We start from the raw sequence: 20,269 nt of genomic DNA on the forward strand, positions 1-20,269 counted from the left end.
AATGTGCAATTAAAAATAACAACCATATTTCTGACTTATTATCTATAAAATATTGAGTAATAATCGGTTGTAAATACCTAAGGTGAAACGATAAACAGGAAAGGGCAGCGCAACGATTTCTATCGGACGAAAAACTGTGTGTATCCTTGGCTTGACTATATAAGATAGCGCGTGGCAAGATTACCATTCAAGAGGAAAAGGTCTCGCTTCGGAAATAGAAGACCGGGCGGGGGGAGTCTGGGACAAACTTACAGAGATGAAGAATTTATGAAGGATTGAAAAAAAATCCTTCATAATAAGTGGCAGTAAATCAACTTGCTAAGCCATAATGAAGGATTTGAAGGAAAAAACGGTTAAAAACTTATTTCCTTCCCTAATTCCTTCCAGTCCAGGATACCCTTATCCAGATTATACACCTTGAATCCTTTTTTTACCAGAATGTTGGCGGCATTGCGGCTGCGTCTTCCACTTTTGCAGTAAACGGCTACGGGGCGGTCTTTTTGAAGAAGCTCCTCGATGTTTGTGCCAAACTCATTGTCCAATACATTGATATTGATGCTGCCCGGTATATGGCCTTCGGAATATTCGGCTACCGTGCGTACATCAACCAGTTGGATGGTCTTGTCCTGTATCATTTCCTCAAACTGGTCGGAGGAAAGATTCTTGAATTTGTCACTGTCTTTGCCGGTACATGCCCATAATCCTAGTGAGAATGCGCAGATGAAGAATACAAAATAGATGGTCTTTATCATAAAATGGAATGTTTTGATGTTTTTGTTTGCTAAAAATAAAAGATACGACTGGTCATACCTTCTTTGTAAGTACGGATGTTGAATACAATCTTATCGCCTTTATGCAGTTTGCCGGCGTATGCCCACAAGGGAACAGACAGATAGACTTTACGGTTGAAACCTTCGATGTCATTATTCCTGTCATGATAGAGTGTCAAGTATAATGTTTGTTCTCCGTCTTTGTTCTCCAGTTTGTTCTCAATAAAGTGATAACCGTGTTTCTGGTCTTTGACTTTGACTTGTAAAATCAGGTTCAGGTAATTCCCACCCCGCCAAATGCTTTGAATGGCTACCGGGTCGGTCTTTATCTCCTTGAATTTAGATTCGGACAAGGGAACAGGAGAAATAACCAGTTGGGTATTGTAAAGCATGGCTTCTTTTTCTGCTTCTTCCGAGTCTGTCAATGGAGCGTACATGGTAACCGTGCGGTACGTGGTGTCTGGTGCCAGTCCGTCAAGACCGGTACGTGACTGGATGCGCCACTCTGTCCCTTCATCCGTTATCAGATACCGTCCGGTTCCTGTATGGTCGGTTTTCAAGTCGATCATATCTGTCAGAACATTAGGATATACATAGTCGTCTTCACCGCACGCGCCGAGAAGCAAAGAGGTTAGAAAAGATAAAATAACGACTTTCCTCATGTTTATTATTTTCTTTTTCAGGGTGGACTGTAACATCCACCCTTTACGGTAAACGTTCTTATCCTTTTGCCGCTTTCAGGTAATTGATGAGCGGATTGGCATACATAGTCAGCAAAGCATGACGCAGGAAGGCGGTGTCTTTGTTGGGAAGATCGACTTTGGCAATCTGCTGTTCCAGATATTTTTCAAAGTGCTCTTTTTCTTCTTCTGTGTACTCGGCCGTGAAACGGTTGTCTCCCATCAAGAGGTCACACGCCACATAATTACCTGCAAACAGGCGGTAACTGCTGTGTATATGCCGGTCTATGGTTTCCGATATGGCGGTAAACAAATCACATTTCGGCAAATTGAGTTCTTTCAGTTCGTCCAGTTCATGATTCAGACAGGCGGAAGTCTGGAAATGGATGCGTCCCTTGTATCCGTAAAGGCCGGTCTGCATATTGATCAGGTCGTCTTCGGGACTTTTCTGGAAATGTTCGTCGTCGCGTTTTTGCTGCAACTCTTTTGCTTTCAGGAAGTCACACGGGTCGTATTCGTAAGAAATGGCTAGCGGAACGATGTTCAGTTCTTTCAGTCTTTCGGTAACATCGCCTTCACCTGCCATGGCCATCATTTTCAATACACTGTCCTGGGTACGGTCATTGGAATCTTTGGCACGTCCCTGACGTTGCGCTATCCATAAATTCTCATGTTTTTCCTTCATGGCGAAATGCATGTAGCGCGACATCAAGGCAGATGCTTCCAGTTTCTGCCGCATGTTGAGGCCGCGTTTCACGATGAATGATTTATTGACACGTACCAGCTTATGAATCCATGGGTAGATGAGCAGGTTGTCGCCGATGGCGATCTCTACGGTTGTCATTCCGTTGTCTATCAGTAGGATAGATAGAAAAGCCGAGTCCAGAATAATATCACGATGATTGGAGATGAAAGTGTAGTTCCGGGTTAAGTCGGACAAGGCGGAACAGTCGAATGTCAGTCCGTTGGCTGTTTTTTTCACTAAATCCCATAATAGTCCGTAAAAGAACGCTTTTTGGAATTCCAGGTTTGTTTTGCATTGACGCATCTTCATGGCAAGACCTTCGAAAGGTACGCCCGGCATAACAGACTCTACCACTGTCCGGAAAGCGGGATCAGCGATTAATTCTTCATAGATTTGCGGCAACTCTTCGGGAGTGTACGGACGAATCTCGTTAAATTCAGCTGGTATGTTCATAATTTATAAAGGTTAGTCAGTGATATCACTAAAATTTATTTTCTATAATGTCAGTCATCACATCTTTTATATCCAATCCTGCTGCACGCACCTGTTGGGGAATGAAGCTGGTAGCTGTCATGCCCGGAGTGGTATTGATTTCGAGCAAGTTTACTTTTTCGCCTTCGGTAATGATATAGTCAATGCGGATAAGGCCGGAGCACCCCAGAATGTCATAAATGGCCGAGGTGAGCAGACGTACACGCTCGGCTGTATCTTCGGGCAGGCGGGCAGGTGTGATTTCCTGTGACTCGCCGTTGTATTTGGCTCCATAGTCAAAGAATTCGTTGGCACTTACCACCTCGGTGATGGGGAATACCACTTCCTTGTCCGAGGTTTTGTAACAGCCGCATGTGATTTCCGTTCCTTTCATAAAGGCTTCAATCATTACTTCGTCACTTTCCTCGAAAGCTTTTTCGATGGCGGGTTGTATATCTTCCTTAGTCTTTACTTTGGTGACACCGAAGCTGGAACCGCCGGCGTTGGGCTTGATGAAACAAGGCAGACCGATTTTGTTGATTACTTCTTCGTCTGTAATTTCAAATCCTTTACGCAGGATCAGTGATTCGGCTACGCGGATACCGAAGCCTTTCAGGTATTGGTTGCAGGTGAATTTATTGAAAGTCATGGCCGATACCAGTACGTTACAACTGGAGTAGGGGATTCCTAACAGGTCGAAGTAACCTTGCAGGATACCGTTTTCCCCCGGAGTTCCGTGGATGGTGATGTAGGCGAAGTCGAATTGTTTCTTTTCGCCGTTCTCCATGAAACTGAAGTCATTACGGTCTATCGGGGTTTTGGAGCCGTCCGGAAGGACTACTTCCCACCGATGCCCTTCCATCTCTACTATATATAGGTTATAACGCTCTTTGTCAATGAAAGAGTAAAGTCCCTGTGCACTGCGCAAGGAAACGACAAGTTCGCTGGAATCTCCTCCGGCTACTATGGCAATAGTACGTTTCATAGTTCTTCTCTGTTACTGATATAGTTTCTCCACTTGTCTATCAGGTTTGTCATATCCTCGGGCAGCGGAGAGGTGAAGAACATCTCTTCGCCTGTACGGGGATGGACAAAGCCCAGCGTCATGGCGTGTAATGCCTGGCGGGGGCAGGTCTCGAAACAGTTGTTTACGAATTGTTTGTATTTACTAAAATGAGTTCCTTTTAAAATTTCGTTTCCGCCATAACGCTCATCGTTGAACAGCGTGTGTCCGATGTGCTTCATGTGGACACGTATCTGGTGGGTGCGTCCCGTTTCAAGTACACACTCTACCAGCGTGACATAGCCCAGACGTTCCAGTACCCGATAGTGGGTGACGGCGTGCTTTCCTTGGGCGGGGTCACTCAGTACGGCCATTTGCATGCGGTCTTTGGGGTTTCGCCCTATATTCCCTTCTATGGTTCCTTCGTTATTTTCTACGACACCCCATACCAGAGCATTGTATTTACGTTTGGTGGTCTTGTTGTAGAACTGAAGTCCCAAATGAGTCTTGGCATCGGGGGTCTTGGCTACCACGAGCAGGCCTGAGGTATCTTTGTCTATACGGTGGACTAATCCCACTTGCGGATCATTAGGGTCGTATTTGGGATTGTCTTTCAGATGCCATGCTATGGCGTTGACCAGCGTGCCGTGGTAGTTTCCGCATCCCGGATGCACTACCAGTCCGGCCGGTTTGTTGACTACCATCAAATCGTTGTCCTCATAGACTATATCCAATGGAATATCTTCGGGAATGATATCATTATCATAACGTGGACGGTCCATCATCACCGTCAGCACGTCGCAAGGCTTTACTTTATAACTGCTTTTCACCGGTTTGCCGTTCGCCATGATAAGACCGGCGTCGGCAGCCTTCTGAATACGGTTGCGCGAAGAGTTGACAAGCCGTTCGAACAAATATTTGTCCACGCGCACCTGTGACTGTCCTTTGTCTACTACTACACGGAAATGTTCATACAGTTCGGCAGGGTTGTCCACTACCGGTTCCACATCATCCAGTGTGTCGTCCAGTTCATCCACATATTCTTCTTTCATCATCACTGTGTGTTAAGTTTAAAACCAGGATTCGTCTACCACCGGTTTGTCATCGTTCGCAGTTCCGGATTCATTTACCAATGCAGAATCTTCGGGCATGGTTTCATTGCCGTTGCCTACCGTGAGTGTCAGTACGGCTTCGTGAGGAACCTTTTCTCCGGCTTTCAAGTCGCGTCCTCGGTATTTTATGCTGTATACCCAGTCTTTTTCGCCGCTGATATATTCGGGTTCGGTTATTTTAAAACCTAATGCACGTAATTTGGCTTCGGCCTGGCGGAGAGAACTATTATCCATGACATCGGGAATGGCTACCTTGGGGGCGCTGTCTGCATTGACGGTCAGATAGACGGTTCTGCCCGACTTCACCTTGGAGCCACCGGCGGGATTCTGTTCCAGAATAGCACCGGGGGCTATTCCTTTTACATAGCTGGAGTCTATGACGATTGATTTTAGTGACTGCTTGTCGAGTTCATTTTCTGCGATCCGCAGATTCATTCCTTTTACATCGGGCACTACCACTGCTTCGCCGTGGCGTGTATAGCTGTCCAGCCATTGAAGGGTTCCCCAGGCTGCTGCCACAATGACCACTACCATCGCTATCAGATTGAGCCAGAAGAAGCGGTTATTCTTGAATGAAAAGAATTCTTTGAATGTTACCATATCTAACTTAATTATTTCGGGTCAAAGATACGACAATTTCATTTCTGTTCCTACATTTAGTTATGAATATCATATACTTTTTGTACCTTTGCACCCCGAAAAAACAACCTGTTTCCTGTCAGAGTAAACAAAATTGAGGTAAAAAGAAGATGAACGAGACAACAAATGAACAAGAGGTGCTGCTATTGCGCCGTAAACTAGACCTTTTATTACGTACCGGCAAGCTGCTGATGGAGAGTGCGGCAGACACTAACCGGATTGAAAGAAACATGAAGCGCGTGGCCGCTTATCTGGGCATTCCGGAAGAGAAACTGCATATTGATATCCGGTGGACGATGCTGATGGTCAATGTGAGTGACGAGAAGCACTCTTTTTCCAAGTTTCAGAAATGCGAGAAACATGGCATCAATATGGAAGCCATTTCAAAAATCAGTAAACTTTCGTGGCGTGCCATTGAGCAGGATTATTCATTGGATAAATACGAGGAAGAACTGGAGAAGATTGCTCGTCAGGAGCGTAATTATACCCCCTATGTCGTGGCAATCTGTACCGGGTTTGCCTGTGGAGGGTTCTGCAAGCTGTTTGGTGGTGACTGGATTGCTTTTCTGATTACGGCTATTTGTACTTTTGTGGGGTTCCGTACCCGTGCCCGTTGCATTGAGTTCGGTATCAATGTATATATGAGTATTGCGATCTCTGCATTTTTATGTACTTGTCTGGCTTATGCGTTTTCTTTTTCAGGTTTATCTTCCACTCCGTATCATCCGTTGCTGGCCTGTACTTTATATATAGTTCCCGGTGTGCCGCTGATAAATTTTGTGGACGATATGATTGACAATCACTTGTTGGTAGGTATTACGCGTGCAGCCAACACGGTAATGATGGTAGGAGGCATGGCGTTTGGTATCGCTTTTGCCTTGAGGCTGCTGGTGATGAGTGATGTGACTATCGACCAGAAGTTCAGTGAACTGAGCATGGTGCCGCACGATGCTTATTGGGTATATGCTGTTGCGGCTGCTATTGCGGCTATGGGATTCGCCACTATATTTAATGTGCAGAGACGTTTGTTGTGGGTGGTGGCTGTAGGTGGAATAATTGCAGTATGTACCCGTAACTTTGTAAACTTTGAATTAGGATATGGTCCGGTGATCGGTTCGTTTATGGGAAGCTTTGTTGTGAGTTTGATAGCTGTCAAAGCCGTTCATTGGTTTCATGTTCCTAATCATGTGCTGACTATTCCTTCTGTCATTCCGATGGTTCCCGGTGTCTTGATGTATCGTTCGTTGCTGGCGCTTATCAATATGCGTGGAGTGGTAGGAGAAGTGACACTTGCTTTTTCCAATGGTATTAACTCGGCGCTTATCATTTTCTGTATAGCCTTGGGGGTAGCTGTTCCTAATATTTTTGCCCGGCGTTACATAGCCAAGGACCGCCAGCGTTTTCTTACACAGATGTTGGCGGAACGCAGAGCTCGTGGTAAATTTATAGAGTGGTAGCTGGTGTATGTAAGCAGTATTCATTAAAACTTGATAGACAAAGAAAAAGGATTTTCCATGCAGGCACACCCTTTTTTCGGACACAACTTTTGTGATTAGGAAAAATAGTTGATTGATAACGAGTTAGTAAATGACACAAGTACGGATTTATCCGTATAAACATTATTTCGCTAAGGAAACTACTCTTTTCATGTAGGTTTCTATGTAGGTTAATTAATACCAATTGATTCCTACTAATGCGAATTAATAATAAGTCATTAACTAACTCGTTATCAGTCTATGTACACGATTAACATCAGGGGTAAGCAGAACCCGAAAGACACCAAGATGGTCAAGCTGGAGATAATTTTCTTCAAGACCGGTTACGCCCGTGTGCCGAAGGTTATAAACATCACAGGGCTATTAAAAGACTGGGATGTCAAGTCTCAGAGTTTCCGTGTAGGGAGTGCGGAGGCCACTACCAAGAACAAACTGCTTTTCGATTTGCGAACCAAATATCTGCATGTCGCCGATACCTGGGAGATGGAAGGCAGGAACTGGTCGCCCGTCCAGCTATCACATTGCTTCGATGAAATCAAGGCGGCCAAACCCGAGGTCAAAGTAAAGAGTGTCCAGCAGATGATCGATTATCTTGAAGAGACATTCAAAAACAAGAAACGCATCAAGAACGGTCAGATTGTCGACAGCACGACCAATGCTAAACGGTATGTCTATCTCAAGCGTGAACTGCAGGCGTTTACAAAGGAAAAATATGAAAAAGCCTTTTCCTCTTATTTCTTTACGGATATTACAGAAGAGTTTCTTCTTGACTTTGCGTTTTGGCTTAAAGAAAGAGGTATCAGAAATGGCAACAAGGCCGGACTTACACACAAACTAAGGTTGCTCCGTGCCGTATGCAGGCAGGCAGAAAAGAAAGAGATGTACGGGGTGAATATGGATAACTTCCTCTGTCTCGGTGATGATATTAATTGGCCGGAAACCACTTCAAGAGCAGTTCCGGAAACAGTCATAGCTAAAATCGCAAATGTTGACCGTACCTTGTTTACGAAAAAAGAGCAGTTGCATCTTGATTTGTTCCTGTTCAGCTACTATACCGGAGGTATGGCGAATGTCGATGTATGTAACCTGACATGGGATTTGGTCCAGGAAGACCGCATCGTCTATGAACGTATCAAGTTTCCCAAAACAGCCAAACCGGAATTACTCAGTAAAGCAAAAGCCATCATGAATAAATACCGTGGGCAAAGTTATGGAAATTATGTATTTCCTGTTTTTACTCATAAACACACGACCACTTCCAAGAAGACTACACGTGTCAAGCAAATTTCCACACGCCTTTCACAAACCTTGACGAAAGCATGCAAGATGCTGCGCATTAAAGAAAACATCACATGGTATTCCGCCCGTGGCTCTTTCATATCGAAGATGGTAGATGCCGGTAATAATCCGTATGTGGTTGCAGAGATGGCTGGTAACAGCCCATTGACCATCTATAAGCATTACTACAAGAATACAAAGCGGGAAGAAATCAAGCGGCAGATGGAAGAAATGTTCTGACCAGACATATCCATAAAGTTGTAAACACCTTGACAATTTCTCTGATGGATAAATCATACGGTGTAATGGCTGTTAAAAGTCATTGATTACCAATGTGATATTTGCAATATTGACAAAATCGCTCTTATTCTCGATTATTTTCATTACCTTTGTGGTCAATAACTTAAATAGAATTTATATGAAAGAATTGGTTTCAAAAATACAGGAAGTATATGCTACATTCTCCACGGATGCGGCACTTCAGATTGAAAAAGGCAACAAGGCCGCAGGGACCCGTGCCCGTAAGACCTCGTTGGAACTGGAAAAACTGATGAAAGAGTTTCGTAAGCTTTCCTTGGAAGAGTCTAAAAAATAACCTTTACACGTCCGGTCGTTATCACATAATGGCCGGTTCTTCTGCAGATGCGGCATAAAAACCATATTGGCAGAACGACATAATAAAATACGGAAAGCGTTAGCTTTTGTCATGCACCGAAATCTGGTAAATTTCACTTATCCGCAGGACAAACAGTTTTCGCCTATGCTTTTGCGTGGGCTTAACTTGTTTGCGGATAGGTTTACCAGAACCTCGGTGCTACGGGTTATGTCCCACGCTTTTTGGTCTTGGTACATTGAATGCTTGACGGGACTCAAGCCAAATACGGAGATATTATGAACGACATGAATCTGATGGATGAACTTTTGAAAATTCCTGCTGATGCAACTGCCGCCACCGTACAAGGCATAGAAATGCTGCTTATCGATGAAAACAAGGCGGGGGCTTTATTGGAGTCGGATCCTAATGACAACACCATCCACGAATGCCTTTTAAGCAACGGCCGTTTCCTGTTCCAATCGGACAATACCAACCTCGTTGCCCTGTATAAAGTAACAGGAGCATCTGAATAACGCTCCTGTTGCATATAATCACCTTATTTGTCTGATTTCATCCTTCCTGCAAAGGCTTTTGACGGTTTGAATGCCGGGATATTGTGGGCAGGCACTATTATCGTGGTATTCCTGCTTATGTTGCGTGCTGTCTTTTCCGCACGGTGTTTGATGATAAAAGAACCGAAGCCGCGAAGATAAACCTCCTCGCCGTTTATCATGGAAGACTTTACGCTATCCATGAATCCTTCGACAACTTGTAACACGACCTGCTTCTCCAGACCGGTCTGCGTTGCTATTTCCCTGACGATATCCGCTTTTGTCATATTAACTCTTGATTAAATACTGTCAATCCGTTCACAAAGATACATCATTTCCTGAAATATCCTCCTTTTACAAACACATATAATAAACATTAGCCGGCGTCCGTCTCTACTCTTTCGATACAAATAGTATCGAAGTATGAAGCTGACACTCAACCGCAAATTCAAAGGTCAGACCTATACCATAGGCGACCTGTCCATCGACGGCAAATTTTTCTGTAATACCATCGAAGATGCCGTGAGGGAACTTCCGGCAACCTGTCCGGATACTCCTCGCGGCCGTTCCTGTACCTGCAAGGAAAAGGTCTATGCCAAGACTGCCATTCCTGCCGGGACTTATAAAGTCACTCTTCAGTACAGTCCCAGGTACAAGAAGAAAATGCCATATCTGCATGATGTGCCGCATTTCCTCGGCATCCTGATCCATTCCGGCAATACCGAAGTCGATTCCGCCGGCTGTATCATCGTGGGAAAGAATACGGTCAAGGGAAAAGTTTTGGAATCCCGTACTACATTCCAAAAACTGTATGCTATACTCGAGTCCGAAAGGGACATAACCATTCAGATTGTATAAATCTAATGGCGGTCAACAGGCTCAAACCACCCAGAAACCTGCGCATCGAGTTCAAACCGTCCCCACGGCAGTATGAACTCTGGAAACTGTTGCAACCGAACTATTGTCCCCATTGTGGCGGGGAGATCGAGCAAATCCTTATCGGCTATGACCAGCAAGGCAACCCTCAGTACAGGCCCCAATGCAGGCATTGCAAGTCGCAGAACCTGCCGCAGCTGATACTGGGAGGCGGAGCGGCCGGCGGCGGAAAATCGTATATCGGCAGCGTTTGGCTGGTGTCTTCATGTATCCGGTTCGAGAATATCCGTGCGGTGGTGGCCCGTAAGACACTCAAGTCGTTGAAGGAATCGACATGGAATACCATCAAGTCGATTCTGAAGGATTGGGGACTGAAAGAGGATACAAACTACAAGATAAACAACCTCGAAGGCACGCTCACATTCTGGAATGACTCGGTCATCATCATGAAGGAGATGGCGGATATCCCCAGCGACCCCAACTTCGAGCGTTTCGGCTCTTCGGAATACACCATCGCCATGGTGGACGAGGTGTCGGAAATCTCGGAACGGGCCGTCGAAGTGCTGTTCTCCCGTCTCCGCTGGAGAACCCATGAGACATTCAAGACTCCGAGAATGCTACTCACCACCAATCCGACGATTAACTGGGTGCGTTCCCGCTTCGTGCAGGACGAAAACGGAGACAAGGTCATCTGCCGCGAGGGTGAAGCGTATATACCTTTTTCCGTGTTTGACAACCCGAATATCGCTTTCCGTCAGGTGTACGAGGCGGCCCTGAACAAGATCCGGGATCAGGCGACAAAGGAACGCCTGCTCTATGGCAACTGGGATTTCGTGGAAGCCAACGATATGGCGATTTATAACAGTTTCGACGGCTCCCGGCATCTCGTTACCGGACTGAAAGAAAAAGCATACGATCCGACCAAGCCGCTCATCACGGTGTGGGACTTCAATGTTGCCCCCCAAATGTCGGTGCTCTCCGCACAAATAGACTATGAAAACAGGAAGGTCTATATACTGGAAGAGATACTCGGCAAGCCGGAGGAAAAGGAGAACAACACACCTGCGTTGGCACGGAAAGTACGCTTAAAACTTTACCGGGACAAGCATATCGGCGGAGTGGATGTGACCGGTGACCCTTCCGGGTTACAACGCTCCACCACCAACGAGGACGGCATCAACAACTATACCATCATCACGGACACTTTCGGCAGAGGAATCCTGCGACCGAAGGTAAAGCTGTTACGCAAGCAGCCTCCGCAGGCTACACGGTGCGAGTTCGTCAACGAGGTATTCGGGGGCTATGAAGGCTGGGAGATACAAATCGATATCAAATGTCGCAAACTTACCCAGGATCTGATTTACCAGCTTCGTAACGAGGACGGTACCAAGAGCAAACAGAAGACCACCGACCCGAAAACCGGTGTCAAATATGAACGGTACGGGCACTTGTCCGACTGCCTTGACTACCTGCTCTGTTACTACCTGCGCGACAGCTGGTACAAGTTCAAGAGCGGAGGCGACGGGAACGGGTATGTGGTCTCCACATCGGTAATTCAGGAAGGATTTTCATACTAATAACGGAACAAGGATATGTACAGACGGTTTCTCAATAATGACGACTATCTTGGGATAATTACTCCGGAAGCACTAGCACAACTCACGCGGGGCAATGATGCACGATTCATCCAGGCGGAAGAATCGGCGGAGATGAGCATTGTGGAATATTTGTCGGAGAACTACGAGATTGAAAAGGAACTTGCAAAAGGAAAATATATCGCCGAATACGACCGTCGAATTACCTATCCCGTGGGTGTGCATGTCTATTTCGAGGGACAAATCCATGAGGTGACACGCTCCGTCAGCGGCTATCGCAAGCCGGCAACGGCAATCTATTGGGAAGAGTGTTCCGATATCCACGTCGATGCGGGACAAGTTGTAAATTATTCCCAGTTCAACACCTATTATCCGGGTGATAAAGTAAACTACAACGGTGTTGTCTATATTTGCCTTGCCGAAAACGGGTACAAGTTCGATGATATCCGTATCCCGATGGTCGGCGGTTGGATCGAGACGGAAGTCACGTTATGGCAGCCTGTCGAGTATCCTCTGTGGTCAGTCGTTGAATATGAAGGGGCGTTCTATACTTTGATGACGCTTGACTGTTTCGATTGCAATCTTGACCCTATGGTGTCCGACTGTTGGGGAGCCATAGCCGATTACGATTCATCATACAATGCCTACGAATTGTCGGAACACGAATATGTAGTTTATGACGGACGGGTATTTTACCCGGAAACGGATGTGAACGCGGACACGCCGCAAGTCGGTCTAAACCTATCATTACACGATCCACGAAACTACAACCTCAAGAAGCATATGGTTCGATTGGCTATCTACGAGCTCACGAAACTCATTGCCCCGAATAATGTCAGTGTTGTCCGTATGCGCGATTACGAGGATAGCATGAAATGGCTTAATGATGCCGCCAAATTGCGACTTAATCCACAAATCCCCCGTAAAGTCGATGACACGAAAAAGCCGGTTACCGATTGGCAACTGGCTACTTTCCAAACAGATTATGACCCGTATCGAAACCCGTGGCTGACCTAAATAACAGTAAATACCGCTACCGGATTTGTTGTCGTAGTCTTTACCATGAACAAGAAACGAAATTACTGCTTGTTTGTTAGTTCCGTTTCCACAAGAGCCCCCCTGATCGGGTGGCAAGTTCCTTGTAATATGCCGCCAAAAGAAGATATAAATTTGGCCTTTTAGAATAATCCAATCTGCTATATTCCTTACTGCCTTTGCGGTATTTAATGATCTCAAGACATTGAATAATTACTTACTTGTTTTTGTGCCCGTTGGAATTTGGTACAACAAAGAATATCATACTTGGAGAGATGAACGTAACTGAACCTATCATACAGGCTGCACTGCTTGGAACAGCCAACCGTGAATTCGTTCCCGGAGCCTTTCCCGAGTCCCTTCAGACTCTGGTTGACGGGATCCACGGGAAAGCCGAAGACACGGAATCGTTCCTGTACATGACAGCCGCATCCGCCTTCGCCTACAGGCGTGCCGGATGGGAACCGGCCGGAGCGGAAGGCATTGTCCCCGTGAAAACAGCCCCGGAAGAGGAACTGCCGTATTTCGACAAGGACCGGAGTCAACTCTTTTCCAGACTCCACGGTACACGCTATATGCTAGCCTACGCCTACCGTCTGGCGCAGGGGTCGGGAAAAATCATTTCGCCCGAATACCTCCAGCCGCTTATCCGGCGTGCCTATGACCGCAACAATCCGTTGCGGTTTGAAGAACGCAGGCTGCTGAAAAATCTCGTCGGGAACAGAGGCTTATGGCTGATCAGGCAGATGGGCCTTGTCGGAGAGGAATGCGGGATCACCGATTCTTGGGATACGGCCACCCACGGCGAGCGTAAGGAGATGCTTGCCAGATTCAGGCAGCAGGATTCTGCCGCAGCCCTTGAACTGCTGCGGAAAGACTGGAAGAGCGAACCGGCCAACCAGCGCAACGAGCTGCTTGAATGTCTCCGGATAAACATCAGCAAGGCCGACGAGCTCTTCATACAGGAAGTGCTGGAGTCGGACCGCAGCTCCATTGTCAAGGAAACGGCACGGAAACTTCTGTGCATGATTCCCGATTCAGCCATGGTGATGCGCTGCTGCGAACTCCTGCGTGGACATATCAGACACAACATGCTTACCGGATGGTCATACGACGAGATCGGATACACCCCGGAGATGAAGGCCATGGGGCTGTCCGAGGTAAGCTCCAACAAGAAAGAGGGCGATTCCGAATTCATCCTGAGGCAGCTCGCCGAACGGGTGCCTTTGAGTTTCTGGTGCGAGGTATATGGCTGCGGTAAGGAAGAGGCCGCGAGAAAATTCGCCAAGCATCCCCCTTTCAGGAAGTTCCTGGAGCTGGAGGACCCGATACTCAACTTCTCGGACGGGCTGTGGGCTTTCCACACCCTGAAGGAAGACCCTTCCTATCTGCGCAAGCCGGAACTCGTGGCGATGCTCACTCCCTCCCAGCGGGAGGAAATCAGCTGGCCGGAAACGGTCCGGGATTTCGGATTCATACCCGACTCATGGTACGGCAACGACTACGAGGCATGGGGCCCGAAATTCTCTTCCAGCGTCATGTCTTGGATTCTGAAAAAGGATTACCTGTACTATGCCGCAGACATGGCGGAACGGCTTGCCATGCATATCCCGTCACATCTAAGGAACCTGATCAAGGCCAAGGCCGCCTCTTCGGCGGAGGCTTCGCCGTCCATGAACGAGTTCTGCTCGAAGATGCTGGAATTCATGGATCTTAAATCTGAAATAGACACTTTGTTAAATGAAAAATAAATATTGATATTCATATGAGCACTTTACTGAGACAACATGCCGAGCAACAGTTTGCAGAGGAACTTCATGAACTGAAAAAGAACGAGACCAACCCGATTCCCGAAAACTGGGAGATGTCACCCCAATCCGTGGTCACCTACCTCATGGGAGGGATACTGAAGAACGGTTTTGAGGTTTCACCGAAATACATAGGCAACCGCCGCCTGATGGAGATTGCCGTGGCCACCCTTGTCACCGACCGGGCGCTGCTTCTGTACGGTCTTCCCGGTACGGCCAAGAGCTGGGTCAGCGAGCACATGGCGGCAGCCATATCAGGCGATTCGACGCTGATAGTACAGGGTACCGCCGGAACGGGAGAAGAGGCCATCCGCTATGGCTGGAACTATGCCCGTCTTCTCGCCGAGGGGCCGAGTGAGGGTGCCCTGGTACAGACCCCGGTGATGAAGGCGATGCAGGAAGGCAAGATCGGCCGCATTGAGGAGCTTACCCGTATCGGTTCTGACGTGCAGGATACGCTCATCACCATCCTTTCGGAGAAGACCCTGCCCATCCCCGAGCTGAACAAGGAGGTGCAGGCCATCCGCGGATTCAACATCATAGCCACGGCCAACAATAGGGATAAAGGTGTGAATGACCTTTCAAGCGCACTGAAACGCCGTTTCAACACGGTCATCCTCCCGTTGCCCGACACGCTTGAGGAAGAAGTTGACATTGTCCGCCGCCGCGTGGAGAGCTTCGAGAAAGTGATGCAGCTGCCGGCAGAGAAACCTGCCCTTGATGAAATCCGTCGTGTCGTCACCATTTTCCGTGAGCTGCGTCAGGGAGCCACCGGCGACGGCAAGACGAAGCTCAAGAGCCCGAGCGGCACACTGAGTACGGCAGAAGCCATATCCGTGGTGAACAACGGCCTTGCCATGGCCGGCTATTTCGGTGACGGCCAGATCCATGCGGAGGACCTCGTTTCAGGCATCCTCGGTGCCGTGGTGAAAGACCCTGTACAGGACAAAGTGGTATGGCAGGAATACATGGAGACAGTGGTCAAGAACCGTGAGGGCTGGAAAGACATCTACAGGGCTTCAAGAGATATGATTTGATTGACGTATTTTGCATGAGACAAGTAATATGACAGACATTCATCTATTGGGAATACGTCATCACGGGCCGGGCTCCTGCCGGAACATCCTGCAGGAACTTGAGCGTATCCGTCCCGACCTCATACTGCTTGAGGGACCGGCGGAGGCCGAGGCTCTCATGCCGTTCGTCTCCTACGGGCAGATGAAGCCTCCGGTAGCCCTGCTCGGCTATCAACCCGATGTGCCGCAGAATGCCGTATTCTATCCGTTTGCCGACTTCTCGCCGGAATGGCAGGCTTTGCGCTATGCTCTCCGGGAGAATGTCACCTTACGCTTCTTCGATCTCCCGCTTGCCCATTCCCTTGCCTTCGAAGCGGAAAGGAAGGATGGCAACGAGCCTGTAGAAGCGGATGATGAAGCTATTAAACAGCCGGGTGATCCGTTTGACCTGCTGGCAGAAGCTGCCGGCTATACTGACGGTGAATCGTGGTGGAACATGAACATAGAACAGCGCAGAGACGGCAGCGGCATCTTCGAGGCCGTCAAGGAAGCTGTGACCGCGCTCAGGGAAGCCCTCCCGGAACATACCTCCCGCAGGAACCTTGTCCGTGAAGCGTGGATGCGTCGCATGATACGAGCGGCCCAGAAGGAACCTTTCGGGTGCATAGCCGTAATCTGCGGGGCATGGCATGTCCCGGCACTGGAGAATATGCCGAAGGTGAAGGATGACAACGAGCTGCTGAAAGGGCTCCCGAAGGTAAAGGCGGAATGCACGTGGATTCCGTGGACGTATGACAGGCTCACCTTCCGCAGCGGTTACGGGGCCGGCATAGACTCTCCGGGATGGTATCATTACCTGTGGCATCATCCGGAAGATGACGGCACCTGGTGGGTCAGCCGTATAGCGGCCCTTCTGAGGAAGAAGGACATGGACATCTCGGTGGCCCACGTAATCGAGACAGTCCGTCTGGCGCAGACGACAGCTGCGTTGCGTGGATTGCCCGCCCCGACGCTTGAGGAATACAACGAGGCGGTGACCACCGTAATGGGCTTCGGGGACGATATGCTGCTGCAGCTCGTCAGGGAATCGCTCATCGTGGGCAACTGTCTGGGCAAAGTGCCGGAAGCGGTACCCAAAGTCCCTCTCCTGATTGACGTGGAACGGCAGCAGAAACGCTTGCGTGTTCCTTTCACGGCGGAAATAAAGGAGATGACACTTGACCTGCGCAAGGAGACCGACCTGGAACGCAGCCTGTTCTTCCACCGCCTGGCCCTGCTTGACATAGACTGGGCCAAGCCGGAAACCGCAGGCGGCAAGGGTACTTTCAAGGAAAAATGGAGTCTTTACCATAGACCGGAACAGATTGTCTGCATCATAGAACGGGCAGTCTGGGGCAATACCGTGGAGGAAGCCGTGCAGAAGTACGTCTCCGACCGCATGACCGGAATCACCAGAATCCCCGAACTGACGGGACTTCTTGACCGGGTCATTCCGGCCAACCTTCCGGAGCTTGTGGAAGCGATGACCATCCGTCTTGACCGTCTGTCGGCGGCATCCACAGACATTGTGGAGATGATGGAAGCGGTTCCCGACCTGGTGAACATCGTCCGTTACGGCGATGTCCGCAATCTGGATTTCAGCAAGGTGGGCAACATGCTCCGGGCCATGGTGGCACGTATCCTTGCAGGAGGTCTGCTCGTCTGCATCAACATCGACGAGGAGGCAGCCGGAGAACTTCTTGAACACCTGTCGGCTACCAACTATGCCGTATCCACGCTTGATGACGAAGAGCTGAACGGCATGTGGTATGGGTTCGTGCAGCAGATCCGCAATTCATCAGGAGCGCATCCGCTGCTCTCCGGGTACGCGGCACGCATACTCTACGACAAGGGCAGGATATCGCGTGAAGAGATGCGTGACACCTTGAGCTTCTATTCATCGGTGGGCAACGCACCTTCCGACATCGCATACTGGTTTGAGGGATTCCTGCGTGCATCAGGTTCGGTACTGCTGCTGGACGACAACCTGTGGCAGCTCGTGAACGGCTGGCTCTGCGGTTTGAGCGACGCAAATTTCATAGAACTGCTGCCGGTGATCAGACGTACATTCAGCAATTTCACTACAGCCGAGCGCCGCAAACTCGGCGAGAAGGCCAAAGGATTCGAATTGAACGGAACCGATACCGGAATCGCCTCCGGGGAACATTCCTGCAATGACGGGGATGCATCCAAAGTAATACCCCTGCTCGGCAGACTTCTGGGAATCGGATAAAAAAGGAACAGAACATGGAAACAGAATATTTGAAAAGATGGCGTATGGCTCTCGGCGGGAATGCCGCTGACGGGACGGGTGTAACGCTGACGGTGGAAGAACAGCGCCTTGACAGTTCGCTGGAAGCCGTCTATGACAGTGACCGCCGCGGCGGACTCGGGTCGTCGGCCCCAAAGGTAAGCCGCTGGCTTGGCGATATCCGGGAGTTTTTCCCACAGACCGTCGTGCAGGTCATCCAGAGGGATGCCATCAAGCGTCTGCATATCGATTCGCTGCTTACCGAGAAGGAGATGCTGGCAACAGTTGTCCCTGACGTACATCTGGTAGCTACACTGATGTCACTCGGCAGGGCCATTCCCGAAAAGAACAAGGACATGGCCCGTCAGGTTGTACGCAAGGTCGTGGATGACCTGCTGCGGAAGCTCTCTTCCCCGACCCAGCAGGCCGTCACCGGTGCTTTGAACCGTTCGGCGAGAAGGCGCAATCCCCGTTACAACGAGATAGACTGGAAGACGACCATCATAAAGAACCTGAAGAACTACCAGCCCCAGTACAAGACCGTCATTCCGGAAGTCAGGATAGGCTACGGCAGAAAATGCAAGGCTCTGAAGGACATCATTCTCTGTCTCGACCAGAGCGGTTCGATGGGAACCTCTGTCGTATATTCCGGCATCTTCGGTTCGGTACTGGCCTCCCTGCCGTCCGTCAATACGCGTATGGTGGTGTTCGACACTTCGGTCGTTGACCTTACCGATGACCTGCAGGACCCGGTTGACCTGTTGTTCGGTGTCCAGCTCGGCGGAGGAACCGACATAGCCAGGGCCCTGACTTACTGTCAGGGTGTGATCACACGGCCGCAGGACACTGTGCTGGTACTGGTGACCGACCTCTATGAAGGCGGTGACGAGAAGGAGATGCGCAAGCGTTTCGCCTCCATTGTGGCCAGCGGTGTGCAGCTGATTGTGCTTCCGGCCCTGAACGATGACGGGGCGCCCTGCTACGACAAGCGTAATGCCGAGTATCTTGCCGGTCTGGGTGTTCCCACATTTGCCTGTACGCCTGACAAATTCCCCGACCTGATGGCTGCGGCATTGAGCAAGCAGGATATCGGGATGTGGGCATCAAAGAATATCAAAGAAAAATAGAGGAATATGGAACTTTCAGATGAACTGTACGACAGAATCGAAGAACTGTCAGAAACGGGAAATGAGGCGATGGAAAGCGAAGATTACGCGAAAGCCATCTCCTGTTTCCAAGAGGCACTGGACATCCTTCCTGAACCGAAGGAAGACTGGGAAGCATATCTCTGGCTCGTCGGCTCAATCGGTGACGCCCATTTCATGATGGGGAACTACGGCAAGTCGCTGGAGTTTTTCCGCAAATGCTACAATATCGGAGAGACAGACAATCCTTTCATCCTGCTGCGCCTTGGCGAGAACTATCTGGAAATGGAGGATGAAACCAATGCAACTGAATTTCTTCTCCGCGCCTATATGCTCGAAGGGGAAAAGATTTTCAAGGAAGACTGGAAATATTTCCAATGGCTGTCCGGGCATGTGAATCTCAAACAAAAATAATAACAAAATTATACGGCACTCATGAAAAAGGAAATAACAGACAGAATCAGGCTACTGGGCGGCAACGTAGCAAACCTGAAAGGGAATTCACTGAAAGAGGATCTCTGTGCCATTACATTCGATACGGCCTTGTTCCTTAAACCGGTGGACACGCCCTGGCTGGCTGCCGAAGATACAGAGCCGATTGAAGGTTTGGGCGATTGGGTGGATGAGCATATGGAGTTGTTCAATTCTGACAGGGAGGCGTTCTATAAGGAAATGACAGATACGTTCTTTACCTTGGATGAAGAACCTCGCCGCCAACTGTTTTGGGTTGCCAGACCATTTACGCCATTCCAAAAAGGGACACCGGATTTTGAAGAATGGAATGGTTGGTTTACGGATAATGCAGAGCTGGGTGAAATCATCAAGTATTCAAATTGTGCCACTCCGGATTTTGTAGAGCTGCTTTATACGGACGGTTATCCCAATTACTATCTCATCTGCCTGTCAGATAACGACCCTGAGAATCCTGTCGTCTGGAGTACGGATCATGAGGAATTTTTCACGGAAGTAACCAATGAGGGACGACTGAATGATTTTCTCGACAGGTTCATGACTAAGGAGGAATTCCTGAAATTGGTGAAAAGTAAACTTGAAGAGTGAATATAATAGTTGGATTAATGCTTTATTTTATAGCAAAGCTATAAGAATGGAGAAATTTCTTCAAAATAAATATAATAAGCGGTTTGCCCCCCCCTGAAAATCAGT

20 protein-coding genes are annotated in these 20,269 nt (G+C 48.6%); 13 read left to right on the forward strand and 7 right to left on the reverse strand.

Annotation, left to right across the window (positions count from 1 at the left end; all coding sequences use genetic code 11):
• Window positions 1–353: 353 nt before the first annotated feature.
• Genes AB5062_RS04110 through AB5062_RS04135 form a run of 6 tightly spaced genes read right to left on the reverse strand, consistent with a single transcriptional unit; the run spans window position 354 to window position 5,381 of the window.
• Complete coding sequence (locus AB5062_RS04110; RefSeq protein WP_005845993.1) at window positions 354–752, reverse strand: rhodanese-like domain-containing protein; 399 nt, start codon at window positions 750–752, stop codon at window positions 354–356.
• 29 nt (window positions 753–781) lie between these two features.
• A complete protein-coding gene (locus AB5062_RS04115) occupies window positions 782–1,432 on the reverse strand; it encodes a NigD-like protein (protein WP_005850825.1) in 651 nt (216 codons plus the stop codon).
• Between the two features lie 58 nt (window positions 1,433–1,490).
• Window positions 1,491–2,648 carry a 1-acyl-sn-glycerol-3-phosphate acyltransferase gene (locus tag AB5062_RS04120; RefSeq protein ID WP_005845989.1) on the reverse strand — a complete coding sequence of 386 codons (1,158 nt, stop codon included), beginning with the start codon at window positions 2,646–2,648 and terminating at the stop codon, window positions 1,491–1,493.
• Window positions 2,649–2,676: 28 nt separating this feature from the next.
• Complete coding sequence (locus AB5062_RS04125; protein WP_005845987.1) at window positions 2,677–3,651, reverse strand: D-alanine--D-alanine ligase; 975 nt, start codon at window positions 3,649–3,651, stop codon at window positions 2,677–2,679.
• On the reverse strand, window positions 3,648–4,721 hold the full coding sequence (locus tag AB5062_RS04130; RefSeq protein WP_005850827.1) for an RluA family pseudouridine synthase: 1,074 nt from the start codon (window positions 4,719–4,721) through the stop codon (window positions 3,648–3,650). Before AB5062_RS04130 ends, AB5062_RS04125 begins: the two co-directional genes overlap by 4 nt.
• A gap of 18 nt (window positions 4,722–4,739) precedes the next feature.
• Window positions 4,740–5,381 carry a PASTA domain-containing protein gene (locus tag AB5062_RS04135; protein ID WP_005845984.1) on the reverse strand — a complete coding sequence of 214 codons (642 nt, stop codon included), beginning with the start codon at window positions 5,379–5,381 and terminating at the stop codon, window positions 4,740–4,742.
• A 149-nt stretch (window positions 5,382–5,530) separates the two neighbouring features.
• Here AB5062_RS04135 and AB5062_RS04140 point away from each other — a divergent pair, with 149 nt between their 5' ends.
• From AB5062_RS04140 to AB5062_RS04155, 4 genes are all read left to right on the forward strand, one after another.
• Complete coding sequence (locus AB5062_RS04140; RefSeq protein ID WP_005845982.1) at window positions 5,531–6,877, forward strand: threonine/serine exporter ThrE family protein; 1,347 nt, start codon at window positions 5,531–5,533, stop codon at window positions 6,875–6,877.
• Window positions 6,878–7,156: 279 nt separating this feature from the next.
• Window positions 7,157–8,434, forward strand: coding sequence for a phage integrase SAM-like domain-containing protein (locus AB5062_RS04145; protein WP_004293508.1), 1,278 nt, complete (start codon window positions 7,157–7,159; stop codon window positions 8,432–8,434).
• A 178-nt stretch (window positions 8,435–8,612) separates the two neighbouring features.
• Window positions 8,613–8,789 carry a histone H1 gene (locus AB5062_RS04150; RefSeq protein WP_009316604.1) on the forward strand — a complete coding sequence of 59 codons (177 nt, stop codon included), beginning with the start codon at window positions 8,613–8,615 and terminating at the stop codon, window positions 8,787–8,789.
• A gap of 296 nt (window positions 8,790–9,085) precedes the next feature.
• Entirely contained in the window at window positions 9,086–9,322 is a 237-nt protein-coding gene (locus AB5062_RS04155) for a hypothetical protein (protein WP_009316603.1), read from the forward strand.
• Between the two features lie 23 nt (window positions 9,323–9,345).
• Here the strand turns inward: AB5062_RS04155 and AB5062_RS04160 are convergent, their stop codons facing one another.
• Complete coding sequence (locus AB5062_RS04160) at window positions 9,346–9,627, reverse strand: HU family DNA-binding protein (protein ID WP_008142902.1); 282 nt, start codon at window positions 9,625–9,627, stop codon at window positions 9,346–9,348.
• A gap of 136 nt (window positions 9,628–9,763) precedes the next feature.
• On the opposite strand from AB5062_RS04160, the gene AB5062_RS04165 reads away from it, so the two are divergent.
• The 9 genes from AB5062_RS04165 (at window position 9,764) to AB5062_RS04205 (ending at window position 20,164) form a co-directional block, all read left to right on the forward strand.
• Complete coding sequence (locus AB5062_RS04165; protein WP_004293512.1) at window positions 9,764–10,198, forward strand: DUF5675 family protein; 435 nt, start codon at window positions 9,764–9,766, stop codon at window positions 10,196–10,198.
• 5 nt (window positions 10,199–10,203) lie between these two features.
• Window positions 10,204–11,793: a phage terminase large subunit gene (locus AB5062_RS04170; protein WP_004303996.1), complete on the forward strand. Its 1,590-nt coding sequence runs from the start codon at window positions 10,204–10,206 to the stop codon at window positions 11,791–11,793.
• 15 nt (window positions 11,794–11,808) lie between these two features.
• Complete coding sequence (locus AB5062_RS04175) at window positions 11,809–12,828, forward strand: hypothetical protein (RefSeq protein ID WP_004328553.1); 1,020 nt, start codon at window positions 11,809–11,811, stop codon at window positions 12,826–12,828.
• Between the two features lie 293 nt (window positions 12,829–13,121).
• On the forward strand, window positions 13,122–14,597 hold the full coding sequence (locus AB5062_RS04180) for a DUF5691 domain-containing protein (protein WP_004328518.1): 1,476 nt from the start codon (window positions 13,122–13,124) through the stop codon (window positions 14,595–14,597).
• Between the two features lie 14 nt (window positions 14,598–14,611).
• Entirely contained in the window at window positions 14,612–15,691 is a 1,080-nt protein-coding gene (locus AB5062_RS04185) for an AAA family ATPase (protein WP_004328517.1), read from the forward strand.
• Window positions 15,692–15,719: 28 nt separating this feature from the next.
• The gene (locus tag AB5062_RS04190) at window positions 15,720–17,942 is read left to right on the forward strand and encodes a DUF5682 family protein (protein ID WP_004328516.1); all 2,223 of its coding nucleotides are present in this window, start codon (window positions 15,720–15,722) and stop codon (window positions 17,940–17,942) included.
• A 14-nt stretch (window positions 17,943–17,956) separates the two neighbouring features.
• A complete protein-coding gene (locus AB5062_RS04195) occupies window positions 17,957–19,087 on the forward strand; it encodes a VWA domain-containing protein (protein WP_004328515.1) in 1,131 nt (376 codons plus the stop codon).
• Between the two features lie 6 nt (window positions 19,088–19,093).
• Window positions 19,094–19,519 carry a tol-pal system YbgF family protein gene (locus tag AB5062_RS04200; RefSeq protein WP_004328514.1) on the forward strand — a complete coding sequence of 142 codons (426 nt, stop codon included), beginning with the start codon at window positions 19,094–19,096 and terminating at the stop codon, window positions 19,517–19,519.
• Window positions 19,520–19,540: 21 nt separating this feature from the next.
• Window positions 19,541–20,164 carry a hypothetical protein gene (locus AB5062_RS04205; RefSeq protein ID WP_004328513.1) on the forward strand — a complete coding sequence of 208 codons (624 nt, stop codon included), beginning with the start codon at window positions 19,541–19,543 and terminating at the stop codon, window positions 20,162–20,164.
• The last annotated feature ends 105 nt before the right edge of the window (window positions 20,165–20,269 follow it).

Source organism: Phocaeicola sp. RTP21359st1_B8_RTP21360_211022, from assembly GCF_040911965.1.
Classification (GTDB): Bacteria; Bacteroidota; Bacteroidia; order Bacteroidales; family Bacteroidaceae; genus Phocaeicola; species Phocaeicola vulgatus.